Source organism: Pseudomonas synxantha BG33R, from assembly GCF_000263715.2.
Lineage (GTDB): Bacteria > Pseudomonadota > Gammaproteobacteria > Pseudomonadales > Pseudomonadaceae > Aquipseudomonas > Aquipseudomonas synxantha_A.
Window position 1 is genome coordinate 4,451,273 of the sequence record NZ_CM001514.1, and the last position, 15,303, is coordinate 4,466,575.

The following is a 15,303-nucleotide window of genomic DNA, read 5'->3' on the forward strand; positions in this document are numbered from 1 at the left end:
TTCGTGCGCCGGGTGGTGGGCGCTACGTTGCAAATTAGTTAATGGGCTTGAATCAGCTCATCTGCATGACGCGCGTCATGGCCTGGTCGTCTTCTTTAGCGCTGTTCATCATCTTGATGTGCAGCTCGAACTGCTTGGAAAGCGCCAGCACCGCGGTCATTTCTTCCACGGCATTGACGTTGCTCGCCTGCAGGAAGCCCGAAGTCAGCTTGACGTTCGCATCGGCCTGGGCTGGCTGGCCATCCTTGGTGTGGATGGTGCCGTCCAGGCCCTTGGTCATGTTCTTGAGATCGGGCTGGACCATCTTGATCCGGTCTACTTCCACCATCACCCGCGGGCCTTCGCCCATGGCGCGGATGCTGATGGTGCCGTCGGCACCGACTTCGATTTTCTGCTGGGGCGGCACGGCAATCGGGCCACCGTTACCCATGATCGGCATCCCGTTGCCGGCACGCAGCACACCGAGCGCATCCACGTTCATGCTCGCGCTGCGCACGTAGGCTTCGCCGCCATCGGGGGTTTGCACGGCCATCCAGCCGTCGCCGCTGACGGCCACATCCAGGTCACGACCGGTCTCGATCATCGCGCCCGGGGAGAAGTCAGTGGCCGGCCGCTCGGTCATGGCAAATGCCCGCGCCGGAAAGCTGTCGCCGAACACCGGCATCGAACGCGCCTGCTCCAGGTCGCGCTGGAAACCATTGGTGGAAATGTTCGCCAGATTGTTGGCATGGGCCTTCTGCGCCAGTGCGTTCTGGCTGGCGCCGGTCATTGCCACATAAAGGTATTTGTCCACGCTCTTTCCTCTTTCTGACGGACGCTTGCCGCCCACCGCTGTACTGAGGAGGCTTAAGCAATTTGCGAACCAACTTTAAAAAAAACGAAGGAGCCCCCTGAATCCGGGGGTTGAGCGCTGGAGCGTCGGGCAGACCCACTGCCCAAGAGTCGAAAAAACGGCGGACTTATGCCGCTTGCGGCAAGACATGACGCCCGAAGCCCTCCCCATGCCTGAATTACGCCGGTGCGTCGCCATTTCAGCTTCCTGGGCCGCTCTTATCGAGGGAAATGTTGCAAGGGGTTATTAATACACACGCGGTGACTACCAGACTTATCATTTCAAATTCACGTACAGCGAGTGAAACCCATCGTTATCAGGTACTTGAGCATTTAGTTAATACATGTGTTTACGCTTGCTTTCTCGGACATCTCACGACACTTACACCAAATTAAACCGTCTCGACACACGCTTACAATTACTAAACAACTACAACTTGAACACACCCTACTGCCTGCGTAAATTCTGTCCATCGCAACATCACCACCCTGAGTATTTAAAGTTGCATTCTTGCGACACACCTATCACTAACTACAGGACCAGTATCATGTTCACTACCCCACAAGTACCCACCCTGCCCTTCAGTGTTCCCTACTTCCCTACAAGAGCGGGTGGCAGGCCGGACCATGATATATATCGACCTAACTACCCATCGGCCGCGCCCCATTATCACGCGTGCACCCACGAGCACAGGGCCGAAGTTTCAGACTATCGTCCTGACCGATACTTTCCAGAGGTGCACCGTGCCAGGGACTATTACCCCGACCGACGCATCTCGGACATGCAACCAGACTGGGACTATCGCCCTGCCCGGGATTTTCCGCAAATGCGCCGCGACTGGGACTACCTTCCCGAGCGGCGCGTACCAGACATGCGCCGTGACTGGAACTACCCTACTGAAAGGTATGTTGATCAGCGGCCAATTTATCTCGTCTCTCCAAGGCTCGCAGACGAGTTCGCACCAATAAATCAACATTGGAACCCGGCCGTAAAGGCGCTGGATAAACTTATCGACACACTGCCACAGGCCATGATCCGTATGGACATGGATATCACCACCAAGGATCTGCTTGGCGGCAAATATGGACCACTCTCCCCCAGTATTACCAAGGAACTGGGGAAACTGGATGAACATAGGGACTACCGTATGGTGTCTCAGTTTAACGGACACGCATTGACCTACCTCTGGGCACCCGTCGACGGTGGCAGGCCTGTATTTATTGAACAGCCAGAAAACGGCTATATGACGCCAACGAGCTGTACGGATTTATTAAAGCTGTTGAATTCGAATTCCGAAGCCCAACAATTCAAGGATTACGGCGTAACCGCCAAGGACCTGAAAGACGGCAAGTACGGAAAACTCTCTCCCGAGATTCAAAAAAGTTTGAGCAACTTGGAACATGACAAGAACTACAGCCTGATTGAGTTCTTTAAAATTGACAACGAAAACACAACGCTGGCCTGGATGGACAAAAGTACAGGCAAGATTGAAGAAATAGGCCAGTACAACAGTGTCTACGGCTGACACACTGGACCGTTGTCAGATCGGACACTGCGTTCACAAGACGCAGTGTCCAGCATCGCGATACCCTTACTTGATCACCTTATAGTCGCGCAACTTATTCGCAATGGTGGTGTGCGATACACCCAAACGCTTACCCAGCTGCCGGCTGCTTGGGTGCTCGGCGTACAGGCTTTCCAACACGGCCTTTTCGAACCGCCCCACGATATCCTCCAAACCGCCTTCCAACGAAAAATCCCCAAGCGGTTGACGCACGCCGTAATCCGGCAGACGAATATGCTCGACCTTGACCGTGCCGCCCTCACACAAGGATACAGCCTGAAATAACACGTTTTCCAACTGCCGCACATTGCCTGGCCAGTGGTAGTGGCTAAGACGCTCCATGGCAGCGGGCGCCAACTTGGGCAGCGGGCAACCGATCTGCCGACTGGCTTGGTCAAGAAAATGCTCGACCAAGGGCGCCAGGCCGTCCAGGCATTCGCGCAAGGGTGGAATGTGTAGCGACAGCACGTTCAGTCGGTGATAGAGATCCTGGCGAAACTCACCCCGGGCGCAGAGTTCCGACAAGTCCACCTGGGTCGCACAGATCACCCGCACATCCAGATACACCTCTTCATCACTGCCGACCCGACGAAAACACCCATCCTGCAAGAAACGCAGCAATTTCACCTGCAATCTCGCGCTCATTTCGCCAACGCCATCAAGAAACAAGGTACCGCCCGCCGTCAACTCCAGCAGCCCGAGCTTGCCCTCCGCTCGCGCCCCTTCAAAGGCACCGGGGCCGTAGCCGAATAGTTCAGTTTCGGCCATCGACTCGGGCAAGCCCGCACAATTGAGGGCCATCAAAGGCGACTGCCCTCGCGGGCTGGCCAGGTGACACGCACGGGCCAGCAGTTCTTTACCGGTGCCGGTTTCGCCTTCTATTAATAGCGGCGCATCCAGCGGTGCCATGCGCCGTGCTTCGCGGACCACCGCAGCCATCACTTTGGAGCTTTGAAAGATGCTGTCAAAGCCGCGCAGCTCTTGCTTGCGCACGTTGTAGATGCGCTCACCCACACGGTCAGCGCGATGCAAGGTCAGCACGGCACCGGCCATGGCCTCACTGTCGTCATGCTCACTGGATTGCAGTGGGGCGATATCCGCCAAAAACACGTCACCTTTGACCTTGACCCGCAAGCCGTTGATCCGCGATTTGCTGGCACGCACCAGTTCCGGCAAATCGAAGTCCTCGGCATAGCGCGACAGTGGAATACCCGGCACCTCATCCACCCGCACGCCGAGTAACTGTGCCGCTGCGCGATTGGCAGCGACGATGGAACCGCCCATGTCGATGGACAGCACCGGAAATTCCAGGGCGCCAAGCAGCGCATTGAGTTCCATATGCCGCCGCTCGCTCGGCATCAGCCCTACCCTTTTGACGCCGAATACGCCGGCAATCGCCTCGAACTGCGGGCGCAATGCCTGGAATTGCATGTTCACCAGGTTCGGGCAAAACAGGTAGATGGCATTGCCATGCTCACCGCCGACCTCACCCTTGGCGACGTTGACGCCGTACTCCACCAACAGGTTGAGGATGTCCCGCAGGATGCCGATGCGGTTCTGGCAATGCACTTTGATACGCATGGAAAGGCTCGAAAAGTAGAGAGGCGCCGCGTCTTTTTGCCGCTGGGCGCAGATAGTCGTCAAGATTATGTGACAGCGCGTCACCTTTTCACAGCCCAAGACACGGATAAGGCTTACACCCGTAACGAATACTTTACAAAAACCAGTAATTTTTCCTACGTACCCAGGCGAGACAGCGACGGAATCCAGCCCTGTTCGGGTTATCAATAGGTACATCGCAGGACATAACAAGAACGAATGCCTAGCAGGAGAGCCGTATGAAGCAGACGCACTACGTGGCCCGCGAGCCCGATGCGCAAGGTTTTATCCATTACCCGCCAGAAGAACACGCGGTATGGAACACGCTGATCACTCGCCAACTCAAAGTGATCGAAGGCCGTGCCTGCCAGGAATACCTGGACGGCATCGACAAGCTCGGCCTGCCGTTGGACCGCATCCCCCAGTTGGGCGAAATCAACAAGGTGCTGGCCGAAACCACCGGCTGGCAAGTCGCGCGGGTACCCGCACTGATTCCCTTCCAGACCTTTTTTGAATTGCTCGCCAGCAAGCAATTTCCGGTGGCGACCTTTATTCGTACCCGTGAAGAGCTGGACTACCTGCAAGAACCGGATATTTTCCACGAGATCTTTGGCCACTGCCCGCTGCTGACCAACCCCTGGTTCGCCGAATTCACCCACACCTACGGCAAGCTCGGCCTGGCGGCCACCAAGGAGCAACGGGTGTACCTGGCGCGCCTGTACTGGATGACCATCGAGTTCGGCCTGGTGGACACACCCCAAGGGCGGCGCATCTACGGTGGCGGCATTCTGTCTTCGCCTAAAGAAAGCTTGTATTGCTTGTCGGATGAGCCCGAGCACCAAGCCTTCGATCCGCTGGAAGCGATGCGCACCCCTTATCGTATCGACATCCTGCAACCGCTGTACTTCGTATTGCCCGAACTCAAGCGCCTGTTCGACGTGGCGCAGGAAGACATCATGGGCATGGTCGAGCGCGGTATGGAATTGGGCTTGCACGCACCGAAATTCCCGCCAAAGCCCAAGGCTGCTTGAGCTGTGCCTTTTTAGGCCAGGTGAGTCTGTTCCCTGGCCGCGCGTTGCTTTAGGGTAACGCCACTGACCTTCAAACATTCGAATTCAGGACACCTCCCATGACCACCTTGAACCAAGCCCACTGCGAAGCCTGCCGCGCCGATGCCCCGCAAGTCAGCGATGAAGAACTGCCGGTGCTGCTCAAGCAGATCCCTGACTGGAACATCGAAGTGCGCGACGGCGTCATGCAGCTGGAAAAGGTCTTCCTGTTCAAGAACTTCAAGTTCGCCCTGGCCTTCACCAACGCCATGGGTGAAATCTCCGAAGCCGAAGGCCATCACCCTGGCCTGCTCACTGAATGGGGCAAAGTCACCGTGACCTGGTGGAGCCACTCCATCAAGGGCCTGCACCGCAACGACTTCATCATGGCTGCGCGCACCGACGAAGTGGCCAAGACTGCCGAGGGCCGCAAGTAATGCACTTCGATGCGATTGGCCGCGTGCCCGGTGACCCGATCCTCGGGCTGATGGACCTGTATGCCCAGGATGCCAACCCGAACAAGTTCGACCTGGGCGTGGGCGTGTATAAGGACGACCAGGGCCTGACCCCGATTCCCCACTCGGTGAAGCTGGCGGAACAGCGCCTGGTTGATACCCAGGTGACCAAGGCCTACATCGGTGGTCATGGTGACGCGGCTTTCGGCACCCTGATCAGTGAGCTGGTGCTCGGTGCCGATTCGGCCTTGTTGCGCGAACGCCGCGCCGGCGCCACCCAGACCCCAGGCGGTACCGGCGCCCTGCGCCTGAGCGCTGACTTTATCGCCCAGAGCCTGCCTGGCCGTGGCGTGTGGTTGAGCAACCCGACCTGGCCGATCCACGAGACCATTTTTGCCAAGGCCGGGCTTAAGGTCAGTCACTACCCTTACGTAGGCAGCGACAATCGCCTGGATGTGGCGGCGATGCTTGCGACCCTGTCCACGATACCCAAGGGTGACGTGGTGCTGCTGCATGCCTGCTGCCATAACCCGACCGGCTTCGACCTGACCCAGGATGACTGGCGCCAGGTGTTGCAGATCGTGCGGGAACGCCAGTTGCTGCCGCTGATCGACTTTGCTTACCAGGGCTTTGGTGATGGCCTGGAGCAGGACGCGTGGGCGGTGCGCCTGTTTGCAGCCGAGTTGCCGGAAGTGCTGGTCACCAGTTCCTGCTCGAAGAACTTCGGTCTGTATCGCGACCGGGTCGGCGCACTGATCCTGTGTGCTGCGGATGCCGAAAAGCTCACCGATGTGCGCAGCCAACTGGCGAACATCGCCCGCAACCTGTGGTCGACGCCGCCGGATCATGGCGCTGCCGTGGTGGCGACCATCCTCGGTGATACCGAGCTGAAAAAACTGTGGAGCGAGGAAGTCGAGGCCATGCGCTCGCGGATCGCGCACTTGCGTTCCGGGTTGGTGGAAGCCTTGAAGCCCCATGGCTTGGCCGAGAAGTTTGCCCATATCGGCGCGCAGCGCGGGATGTTTTCCTATACCGGTTTGAGTGCCGAGCAGGTCAAGCAACTGCGCGAGAAGCACAGCGTGTATATGGTCAGTTCAGGCCGGGCCAACGTGGCCGGGGTGGATGCGACACGTTTGACGCTGCTGGCCGAAGCTATCGCCGACGTTTCCAACTGAAAACCCCGGGACTAAATGTGGGAGGGAGCATGCCCCCTCCCACATTTTTACCGAGGCAAGGTTTTTAGCCAGTGACCATTTCAGCCTTGAGCTGCGCCTCCCTGGCCTGCACATCCGCCAACCGATACAACTCGATATGCCCATCCCAGTGCTCGATCAGCGCGGTGCACGATTCCACCCAATCTCCGCAATTGAGGTAATCCACCTCCCCCACCTTGCGAATCTCGGCATGGTGGATATGCCCGCACACCACCCCATGCAGTTCGCGCCTGGTGACTTCGTGGGCAATCGCTTCTTCGAAATCGCTGATAAAGCTCACGGCGGTTTTCACCTTGTGCTTCAGGTACGCCGACAGCGACCAGTAGCCATAACCGTAGCGCGCGCGCCAATGGTTGAGCCAGCGGTTAAGCGTGAGGGTGAATTCGTAAGCCGAGTCGCCGAGGAACGCCAGCCAACGGTGATAGCGGGTGATCACATCGAACTGGTCGCCATGGATCACCAATAGATGCCGACCATCGGCAGTCACATGCACCGCCTCATCGACCAACTGGATATTGCCCAGGATCAGCTTGGAATAGCGTCGTAAAAATTCATCATGGTTGCCAGTGACGTAGATCACTTCGGTACCGCGCTTGGCCATAGTCAGCAAGCGACGGATCACGTTGGTGTGGGCCTGGGGCCAATACATGCCGCCGCGCATTTTCCAACCATCGATAATATCGCCCACCAGGTAGACCTTGTCGGCGTGGTAGCCCTTGAGAAACTGCGACAAATGCTCGGCCTGGCAATCCCGGGTGCCTAGATGCACGTCGGAAATCCACAGGGTTCGCACCCGTTGCTTGCGGCTGGGCTTGGTGAACTCGGCATGGGTCATGGGCATCCCTCGACGCTGTTTTCGCGAGCTTGCGCCTTGGCGATTAATAGCCCATGACAGCTGTGCGTCAGTCTGATGACAGCGCTCATTGCGTATGAAGCGTTGTAGACTGGCGGCCTGCTGCCACTGGAGACCGCGATGAGCCCGAGCCTCACGCTACGCCACTACCTCGAAGCCCCCATCGCCCACAGCCATGATCATGCGCAGTTGGTGTTCGGCCTGTCCGGGCACCTGGAGCTGGAAGTCGATGGCCGTGGCAGCCAAGTGCGCGAGAGCAGTGTGATGGTGCTGCCCTTCTCCACCCACCATGCCTGTGGCAGCCGCGATGGCAGCCGCTGCCTGGTGCTGGATGTGCCGACCGAACATTGGGTGGTGCAATCTTTGGGCGAGCATGCCGATGCCAGTCGCCGCTTGCTGGGGCAACCGGCGCGACTGACGCTGGATCCGCGGCAAAGCCAACTGGTGCAGTGGCTGGCGCACAGCCCGGTGGACGATCCGCTGATCGTCCAGCAAGGTGCGGTGCTGTTACTGGCCAGCCTCAATCATCTCCAGGCTAAACCGCAGCCAGGCCGGCGCCTGCCTTATGCAGCGTTCAATGCCCATATCCAGCGCCATGCTGCGCGCCCTTTGCAGGTGGCCGACCTGGCGCGCATCGCCGGGCTTTCCGTGGCGCGCCTGCATGCACGCTTCATGGCCGAATGCGGGCAAACGCCGATGGATTATCTTCGCAGTCGTCGCTTGCACATGGCGCTGGGGCTTTTGCGCGGCACACCGCTTGCCATTGGTGAGGTTGCCGAGCGCGTCGGCTACGCCTCGCAAAGCGCATTCAGTGCCGCCATGTTGCGCGAGTTTGGCGCCACGCCCAGCGCCCTGCGTCAGGCCGACTGACAAGAGCCCCACGCTAAAAATCGCGAGGCCGGCGACAGACGCCCGCGAACCAAGTCTCTAGACTGCGAGGCTGTTACCCCCGTTGCTTCAAGGATCGCAATGACTCCCCGTTCAGCCCTTGGCGCCCTGCATATCGGCGCATTGATGTTTGGCCTCACCGGCGTATTCGGCAAGCTGGCGGCGGCCTCCCCTGCCATCATCGTGTTTGGTCGCGCCGCGTTTGCTGTGCTCGCCCTGGCGGTATTTGCCCGCTTTGCCAGCAACGCGCCCTGGAAGACATTGGAGATGCGCGACTGGCGCCGCCTGCTGGTCAGCGGTGTGTTGCTGGCCGCGCATTGGGTGACGTTCTTTATTGCCGTCAAAGTCGCCGGCGTGGCCGTGGCGACCCTGGGGTTTACCGCCTTTCCGGCCTTTACCGTGATCCTTGAAGGGTTGATCTTCCGCGAGCGCATTCGCGCCAATGAAGTGCTGCTAGTGGCCCTGGTCACCGTTGGCCTGGTGCTGGTGACCCCGGATTTCAACCTCGCCAGCGAGGCCACGGGCGGCCTACTGTGGGGGATCGCCTCGGGGCTGTTGTTCTCGTTGCTATCGCTGAACAATCGCGCCAGCTCCGGGCGCATTCCTGCGGTACAGGCCGCGCTGTGCCAGAACGTGGTGGTCGCGGCCTGCCTGCTGCCGGTGGCCGCACCAGGGCTGGCGGATGTACGTGGGATTGACTGGCTGTGGATCGGGTTGCTGGGAGTGTTTTGTACTGGTCTTGCCCATAGCCTGTTTGTCGCCAGCCTTGCCGTGATCAAGGCGCGCACCGCCTCGGTGGTGTTTGCCATGGAACCTGTCTACGGCATCACCGTGGCCTGGCTGTTGTTTGCCGAAACCCCGACCTTGCGCATGTTGCTGGGCGGCGCCTTGATCATCCTCGCCATCGTGCTTTCCGGCCTGATGGGCAGCGCCGGCCAGGCCAAACAACCGGCAGCCACAGCCTGATCTATACTTTAAACGTCCGCAACAGTCTGTAGTCGTTCAACGGATAAAGACTCCTCGACGACAGCCATGGTGCTTTCTGAAGTTGCTGCAAGCGAGTGGTCATCCCTCAATGCGATGCAGGAGTTTCATCATGGAAATGCTCATCAGCTTGCTGGTCCAGATCATCAGCGGTGCCGTCGGTGGCAACATCGCCGGCATGACCAAACAGAGCCTGGGGACAGGGCTCAATACCTTTCTCGGCGGAGTCGGCGGCTTGGTGCTGGGCCAGATTGTCGCCGCACTCACGGGCACCACCAGCGGCGAAGCGCTGGATGTTGCCGCGGTCGGCAGCAATATTGTCGGCGGTGGCGTCGGTGGGTTGGTATTGACGTGGGCCGTCGGTTTTATCAAACAAAAGCTCGCTGCCAAGTAGCGGTAGGGTCACCGCCCCTCTGTGGCGGTGACTTTCATTGCGTACGATCGTTATGGCCCAGATCGCGCTGCGGGTCGATCTGATCGCGTACCCGCTGTTTTAGTACCTTGGCCTCGGGAAAGCCGCCGTCGGCTTTGCGTTCCCAAATCTGCCCGCCATCACAGGTGATGCGAAAGACGCCACCGGTGGCCGGCTCCAGCGCCACGCGCCCCAGGTCATCGGCAAATGTACTGAGCAACTCCTGGGCCAGCCACGCGGCGCGCAGCAACCACTGGCACTGGGTGCAATAAGTGATAACGATCTCGGGTTTGCTTGCAGACATAATTTAAGCGGCTCCTGACATGACGGGCCCAGCGAATCGAGTGGCTATAATAGCGGCCTTTATCGCCCAGCCTCGAGATTGATGATGCGCCGCCTGCTGTCTTGCCTGTTCCTGTGCCTGGTCCCCCTGCTTGCCGAAGCCTTGGAAGCACCCCGCCCTAAAATCGGCCTGGTGTTGTCCGGTGGTGCCGCCCGTGGCCTGGCGCATATCGGTGTGCTCAAAGCCCTTGAGGAACAGGGCATCCATATTGATGCGATTGCCGGCACCAGCATGGGTGCGGTAATTGGCGGGCTGTACGCATCGGGCTACAAGATCGACGAACTGGAGAAGCTGGCGCTGGGCATCGACTGGCAACAGGCCCTGTCGGACGCCCCACCACGCGAAGACGTACCGTTTCGGCGCAAACAGGACGACCGGGATTTCCTGGTCAAGCAGAAACTCAGTTTCCGCGACGACGGCAGCCTGGGCCTGCCACTGGGTGTGATCCAGGGCCAGAACCTGGCGCTGCTGCTGGAAAGCATGTTTGCCCACAGCAGCAACACGCGTAACTTCGACAAGCTGCCGATCCCGTTCCGCGCAGTGGCCACCGACATTACCACCGGCGAAAAAGTCGTGTTCAGCAAGGGCCACCTGCCCCAGGTGATACGCGCCAGCATGTCGATCCCCGCCGTGTTCGCCCCGGTGGAACTGGACGGCCGCCTGCTGGTGGACGGCGGTATGACCGACAACATCCCGCTGGATGTGGCGCGGGAGATGGGCGTCGATATTGCCATCGTGGTCGACATCGGCACCCCGCTGCGCTCGCGCAAGCAATTGGCGACCGTGGTGGACGTGCTCAACCAGTCCATCACCCTGATGACCCGGCGCAATTCCGAGGAGCAACTCAAGGCTCTGAACCCCAAGGATGTGCTGATCCAACCGCCTCTGGCCGCCTATGGCGTGACCGACTTCGGCCGCGCCAAAGACATGATCGACGCCGGTTACCGCGCCACCCGCGCCCTGGATGTGCGCCTGGCGAACCTGCGTCCGGTCGAGCCCATCGACGCGCAACTGGTGGCTGCACGCACGCCGGGCGAGCGCACCCCGGTGATCACCGCTATCAAGGTGGAGAACGACTCCAAAGTCAGCGACGACGTGATCCGCTATTACATCCGCCAGGGGCTGGGAGAACCGTTGAACCTGGGCCGCCTGCAGTCGGACATGGGCACGTTGTACGGTCTGGATTACTTCGAGCAGGTGCAATACCGCGTGGTCAAAAAGGGCCAGGACAACACCCTGGTGATCAGCGCGCGGGGCAAGCGCAGCGGCACCGACTACCTGCGCCTGGGCTTGAACCTGTCGGATGACATGCGCGGCGACAGCGCTTTCAACCTTGGTGCCAGCTATCGAGTGAACGGCATCAACCGCCTCGGCGCGGAGTGGCTGACGCGGGTGCAGATCGGTGATCGACAGGAGCTGTACAGCGAGTTCTACCAACCGATGGACACCGGCTCACGCTACTTCGTCGCGCCTTATATCAGAGCCGAGGCGCAGAACGTTGAGCTGATCCTGGACAACGACCCCATCTCCGAATACCGCCTGGAACGCTATGGCTTCGGCTTGAACGTAGGACGCCAGATCGGCAACAGCGGCGAAATCCGCTTCGGCGTAGGTGAGGCGTGGGGCAAGGCGGATGTGCGTATCGGCGAGCGCGACCTGCCGAGCGTGAGTTTCAGCGAAGGGTTCTATGAGCTTAAATATTCCTTCGACTCCCTCGACAACGTCTACTTCCCACACAGCGGCGAAGACATAGGCCTGGCCTTTCGCGAATTCGAACCCGGACTGGGTTCGGACCAGCGCTACCGTCAGTGGGAGTTCAAACTGGACAAGGCCATGAGCCATGGCCCGGACACTTTGATACTCGGCGGTCGCTATGGACGCACGCTGGATAATTCCGACGTGGTGATCTCCAGCTTCCTGCTGGGTGGGGCGCGGCAATTGTCGGGCTTTCGCCAGGATGCGATTTCGGGCCAGAACGTCAGCCTGATGCGCGCGGTGTACTTCCGCCGGCTGACCCCTCGCTCGTACCTGCCACTGGACTTCCCGTTGTACCTGGGTGCCTCACTGGAACGGGGCCGGGCGTGGAACAACGACAACGAATTCGACAGCGGGTATATCAATGCCGCGAGTATTTTCCTGGGATTTGATACGCCACTGGGGCCGCTGAATTTCAGCTATGGGTTCAATGATGATAATCAGAAGGCTGTGTACTTGAATCTCGGCCAGACCTTCTGACACAACACAGAACTAATGTGGGAGGGGGCTTGCTCCCGATGGCGGGGTGTCAGTCAACAACTCTGTAGCTGGCCCACCGCAATCGGGAGCAAGCCCCCTCCCACATTTGGTTCTCGGCAAATCAGGAATCAGGACTTTTCCAGGTTCGCCAGGATGTGCTCATGCACACGCATGCACACGCGCAGATCCTCTTCATTCACCCCAACGAACAGCTCATGGCGCAAGGCCGTGGCGATGGTCTCGATCTGGTCGATCAGCGGTTGAGCGGTATCACACAACAAAATGCGTTTGGCACGGCGGTCTTCCACCACGGCTTGGCGTTGCACCAGGCCCTGGCCTTCCAGGCTGTCGAGCAGGCGCGCCAGGGTCGGCCCTTCGACGCCGACACTTTGTGCCAGTTCACGTTGGGTAGGTGCTTCGACAAAACGGGCCAGATGCAGCAACACCAGCCAGCGCGCCTGGGACAACCCTAGCCCCGCCAAACGACGGTCCAGCTCGGCGCGCCAACCTCGGGACATTTGCGCCAACTGCATGCCAAAACGGTGTTGATCGGTTAACGGCATAAAAAACTCATGTTTAAGACTGAAAATAAAGTGTGGCTAATTATTAGTCAGCTAAGCATGAGCCATGCCAGTAGGCAAGGCCCGGTATGTACTGATTCGTTACATTGTCGTAATTGCCACACTAAATTTCGAATTCCGACTGCAAAGCGGCCCGCACGCAGTACAAAACGCCCTCGGGAACACGCCCGGTGAACAACGGAGCGATCTCCACCACAGGTGGCAATTCGCCTTCTCCGTCGAGGAAGGCATCCTGGATTTCGCCAAGTAAATCCTCAGGCAAATCAAGGGCCTGCTCCAGCGACAACTGTTGCTTGCCAATGGCTTCGGCGAGCAGGGTATACACGTTTTTTTCCGAGCATTGCAGTTGGCCGGCGATCTGGATCGGGGTCATGCCAGCGCGGGCCAGGCTGATCAGTTCGTGGCGAATATCGGCGATTTCCTTCGGCGCTTCTGCCTGGCCGCCGAGCACTTCGAGGAAGGCCTGGCCATAACGCTCCAGCTTGCGCGCACCCACGCCACTGACCCGAGCCATCTCGGCCATGGTGGTCGGTTGCTCGCGGAGCATTTCCAGCAAGGTGGAGTCGGGGAAGATAACGTAGGGTGGCACGCTGTGTTCCTGCGCCAGTTTGCGCCGCAGGGTGCGCAACGCCTCCCACTGCTCGCGCTCCTCGCCCCGCACCAACTGGCTGGCCTGGCTGGTGCTGCTGCTTTTGGCGCTGGCCTGCGGCTTGAGGTCGCGGCGCAGTTCCAGGCTGACTTCACCCTTGAGCAACGGCCGGCAACTGTCGTTCAGGCGCAGCCCGCCATAGCCTTCGATATCAATGTCGACGAGGCCACGGGCAACCATCTGGCGAAACAGCGAACGCCATTCGCCCTCGGCACGGGCCTTGCCGACGCCATAGACCGACAGTTTTTCGTGGCCGAAGCTGCGCACTTTTTCATTGTCCTTGCCGAGCAACACATCCACCAGATGGCCCACGCCATAGCGCTGGCCAGTGCGATAGATCGTCGACAACGCCTGGCGCGCAGGCTCGGTAGCGTCCCAGGTTTGCACGCCGTCGATGCAGTTGTCGCAGTGGCCGCAGGGTTGCGGCATGTCTTCGTCGAAATACGCCAGCAGCGTCTGACGGCGGCAGCGGGTTTCTTCGCACAACGAAAGCATGGCGTCGAGCTTGTGCTGCTCCAGACGCTTGTGACGCTCGTCACCTTCGGAGTTCTGCAGCATCTGCTTGAGCATCACCACGTCCTGCAGGCCGTAGACCATCCAGGCATCCGCCGGCAGGCCATCACGGCCAGCACGTCCGGTTTCCTGGTAATAGGCCTCAAGGGACTTGGGCAGGTCCATGTGCGCCACGAAACGCACGTTGGATTTGTCGATACCCATGCCGAAGGCGATGGTCGCCACCATGATCAGGCCTTCCTCGTTGAGGAAGCGTTTCTGGTGCGCAGAGCGCGTTTCATTGGGCAGACCGGCGTGGTAAGGCAGCGCCGGGTAGCCTTGCTCGCACAGGAACGCAGCGACTTCATCGACCTTCTTGCGTGACAGGCAGTAGACAATACCCGCATCGCTGCGCCGCTCGGACAGGAACGCGAGCAACTGCTTGCGTGGCTGCTCCTTGGGTACGATGCGATAGAAGATATTCGGCCGGTCAAAGCTGGACAGGAAGCGCTCGGCGTTCTGCAAATGCAGGCGCTCGACGATTTCTTCACGGGTGCGCTTGTCGGCGGTGGCGGTCAGGGCGATGCGCGGCACGTCGGGGAACAGCTCCGCCAATTGACCAAGCTGCAGGTATTCGCGGCGGAAATCGTGGCCCCACTGCGATACACAGTGGGCTTCGTCGATGGCGAACAGGGCGATTTCCAGGCTCTGCAAAAAGGCCAACATGCGTGGCTGCACCAGACGCTCCGGCGCCAGGTACAACATCTTCACTTCACCGCGCTTGATTCGTGCGGCTAGGTCGCGCTGCTGCTCGGCGCTGAGAGTGGAGTTCAGGGAAGCGGCGGCGACGCCCAGCTCTTCGAGGGTGGCAACCTGATCGTCCATCAACGCGATCAGCGGCGACACCACCACCGCCAGGCCGTTGCGCAACAGCGCAGGTACCTGGAAGCACAGCGACTTGCCGCCACCGGTAGGCATCAGCACCAGGGCATCGCCGCCGCTGGCCACACGCTCAATGATCGCACCCTGGCGGCCACGAAAACTGTCGTAGCCGAAGATGTCCTTGAGGACGCGTTGAGCCTGCTCGAGCATGTAAAACTCCAAAATGGTGCCGAAATCCCTCTGTACAGGCTGGCCGAAAAAATACGCTTTC

General features: G+C 59.6%; 14 protein-coding genes. 8 read left to right on the forward strand and 6 right to left on the reverse strand.

Features of this window, described 5'->3' with window-relative positions; genetic code table 11:
* Window positions 1-52: 52 nt before the first annotated feature.
* Entirely contained in the window at window positions 53-793 is a 741-nt protein-coding gene (locus tag PSEBG33_RS08100) for a flagellar basal body rod protein FlgF (RefSeq protein ID WP_005790106.1), read from the reverse strand.
* 586 nt (window positions 794-1,379) lie between these two features.
* Here PSEBG33_RS08100 and PSEBG33_RS27630 point away from each other — a divergent pair.
* Window positions 1,380-2,357: a hypothetical protein gene (locus PSEBG33_RS27630; RefSeq protein WP_157264173.1), complete on the forward strand. Its 978-nt coding sequence runs from the start codon at window positions 1,380-1,382 to the stop codon at window positions 2,355-2,357.
* A 66-nt stretch (window positions 2,358-2,423) separates the two neighbouring features.
* Here the strand turns inward: PSEBG33_RS27630 and PSEBG33_RS08095 are convergent, their stop codons facing one another.
* Window positions 2,424-3,977 (reverse strand): sigma-54-dependent phenylalanine hydroxylase transcriptional regulator PhhR, encoded by a 1,554-nt coding sequence (locus PSEBG33_RS08095; RefSeq protein ID WP_005790109.1) that lies wholly within the window; start codon window positions 3,975-3,977, stop codon window positions 2,424-2,426.
* A 257-nt stretch (window positions 3,978-4,234) separates the two neighbouring features.
* Between PSEBG33_RS08095 and phhA the strand changes: the two genes are divergently transcribed.
* From phhA to PSEBG33_RS08080, 3 genes are all read left to right on the forward strand, one after another.
* The gene (gene phhA, locus PSEBG33_RS08090; protein ID WP_005790111.1) at window positions 4,235-5,026 is read left to right on the forward strand and encodes a phenylalanine 4-monooxygenase; all 792 of its coding nucleotides are present in this window, start codon (window positions 4,235-4,237) and stop codon (window positions 5,024-5,026) included.
* Between the two features lie 98 nt (window positions 5,027-5,124).
* On the forward strand, window positions 5,125-5,481 hold the full coding sequence (locus PSEBG33_RS08085; RefSeq protein ID WP_005790113.1) for a 4a-hydroxytetrahydrobiopterin dehydratase: 357 nt from the start codon (window positions 5,125-5,127) through the stop codon (window positions 5,479-5,481).
* Complete coding sequence (locus PSEBG33_RS08080; RefSeq protein ID WP_005790115.1) at window positions 5,481-6,674, forward strand: amino acid aminotransferase; 1,194 nt, start codon at window positions 5,481-5,483, stop codon at window positions 6,672-6,674. Before PSEBG33_RS08085 ends, PSEBG33_RS08080 begins: the two co-directional genes overlap by 1 nt.
* Before the next feature lie 64 nt (window positions 6,675-6,738).
* Here the strand turns inward: PSEBG33_RS08080 and PSEBG33_RS08075 are convergent, their stop codons facing one another.
* On the reverse strand, window positions 6,739-7,548 hold the full coding sequence (locus PSEBG33_RS08075; RefSeq protein ID WP_005790116.1) for a UDP-2,3-diacylglucosamine diphosphatase: 810 nt from the start codon (window positions 7,546-7,548) through the stop codon (window positions 6,739-6,741).
* A 138-nt stretch (window positions 7,549-7,686) separates the two neighbouring features.
* On the opposite strand from PSEBG33_RS08075, the gene PSEBG33_RS08070 reads away from it, so the two are divergent.
* The 3 genes from PSEBG33_RS08070 (at window position 7,687) to PSEBG33_RS08060 (ending at window position 9,832) form a co-directional block, all read left to right on the forward strand.
* Window positions 7,687-8,436 carry an AraC family transcriptional regulator gene (locus PSEBG33_RS08070; RefSeq protein ID WP_005790118.1) on the forward strand — a complete coding sequence of 250 codons (750 nt, stop codon included), beginning with the start codon at window positions 7,687-7,689 and terminating at the stop codon, window positions 8,434-8,436.
* A gap of 99 nt (window positions 8,437-8,535) precedes the next feature.
* Window positions 8,536-9,420, forward strand: coding sequence for a DMT family transporter (locus PSEBG33_RS08065; protein ID WP_005790120.1), 885 nt, complete (start codon window positions 8,536-8,538; stop codon window positions 9,418-9,420).
* Between the two features lie 130 nt (window positions 9,421-9,550).
* On the forward strand, window positions 9,551-9,832 hold the full coding sequence (locus PSEBG33_RS08060; protein WP_005790122.1) for a hypothetical protein: 282 nt from the start codon (window positions 9,551-9,553) through the stop codon (window positions 9,830-9,832).
* 34 nt (window positions 9,833-9,866) lie between these two features.
* Here the strand turns inward: PSEBG33_RS08060 and PSEBG33_RS08055 are convergent, their stop codons facing one another.
* Complete coding sequence (locus tag PSEBG33_RS08055) at window positions 9,867-10,154, reverse strand: SelT/SelW/SelH family protein (RefSeq protein WP_005790123.1); 288 nt, start codon at window positions 10,152-10,154, stop codon at window positions 9,867-9,869.
* Between the two features lie 84 nt (window positions 10,155-10,238).
* Here PSEBG33_RS08055 and PSEBG33_RS08050 point away from each other — a divergent pair, with 84 nt between their 5' ends.
* Window positions 10,239-12,428, forward strand: coding sequence for a patatin-like phospholipase family protein (locus tag PSEBG33_RS08050; protein WP_005790125.1), 2,190 nt, complete (start codon window positions 10,239-10,241; stop codon window positions 12,426-12,428).
* Window positions 12,429-12,556: 128 nt separating this feature from the next.
* Here the strand turns inward: PSEBG33_RS08050 and PSEBG33_RS08045 are convergent, their stop codons facing one another.
* Together PSEBG33_RS08045 and recQ are read right to left on the reverse strand one after the other, a co-directional pair.
* Window positions 12,557-12,991, reverse strand: coding sequence for a MarR family transcriptional regulator (locus PSEBG33_RS08045; RefSeq protein WP_003193007.1), 435 nt, complete (start codon window positions 12,989-12,991; stop codon window positions 12,557-12,559).
* Window positions 12,992-13,112: 121 nt separating this feature from the next.
* Entirely contained in the window at window positions 13,113-15,242 is a 2,130-nt protein-coding gene (recQ, locus tag PSEBG33_RS08040; RefSeq protein WP_005790127.1) for a DNA helicase RecQ, read from the reverse strand.
* Between the last annotated feature and the right edge of the window lie 61 nt (window positions 15,243-15,303).

Coding starts and splice junctions, on each gene's coding strand:
- PSEBG33_RS08070 (WP_005790118.1), top strand. CDS start 7,687: ATGAGCCCGAGCCTCACGCTACGCCACTACCTCGAAGCCCCCATCGCC.
- recQ (WP_005790127.1), bottom strand. CDS start 15,242: ATGCTCGAGCAGGCTCAACGCGTCCTCAAGGACATCTTCGGCTACGAC.
- PSEBG33_RS08055 (WP_005790123.1), bottom strand. CDS start 10,154: ATGTCTGCAAGCAAACCCGAGATCGTTATCACTTATTGCACCCAGTGC.
- phhA (WP_005790111.1), top strand. CDS start 4,235: ATGAAGCAGACGCACTACGTGGCCCGCGAGCCCGATGCGCAAGGTTTT.
- PSEBG33_RS08045 (WP_003193007.1), bottom strand. CDS start 12,991: ATGCCGTTAACCGATCAACACCGTTTTGGCATGCAGTTGGCGCAAATG.
- PSEBG33_RS08095 (WP_005790109.1), bottom strand. CDS start 3,977: ATGCGTATCAAAGTGCATTGCCAGAACCGCATCGGCATCCTGCGGGAC.
- PSEBG33_RS08075 (WP_005790116.1), bottom strand. CDS start 7,548: ATGACCCATGCCGAGTTCACCAAGCCCAGCCGCAAGCAACGGGTGCGA.
- PSEBG33_RS08065 (WP_005790120.1), top strand. CDS start 8,536: ATGACTCCCCGTTCAGCCCTTGGCGCCCTGCATATCGGCGCATTGATG.
- PSEBG33_RS08050 (WP_005790125.1), top strand. CDS start 10,239: ATGCGCCGCCTGCTGTCTTGCCTGTTCCTGTGCCTGGTCCCCCTGCTT.
- PSEBG33_RS27630 (WP_157264173.1), top strand. CDS start 1,380: ATGTTCACTACCCCACAAGTACCCACCCTGCCCTTCAGTGTTCCCTAC.
- PSEBG33_RS08060 (WP_005790122.1), top strand. CDS start 9,551: ATGGAAATGCTCATCAGCTTGCTGGTCCAGATCATCAGCGGTGCCGTC.
- PSEBG33_RS08085 (WP_005790113.1), top strand. CDS start 5,125: ATGACCACCTTGAACCAAGCCCACTGCGAAGCCTGCCGCGCCGATGCC.
- PSEBG33_RS08080 (WP_005790115.1), top strand. CDS start 5,481: ATGCACTTCGATGCGATTGGCCGCGTGCCCGGTGACCCGATCCTCGGG.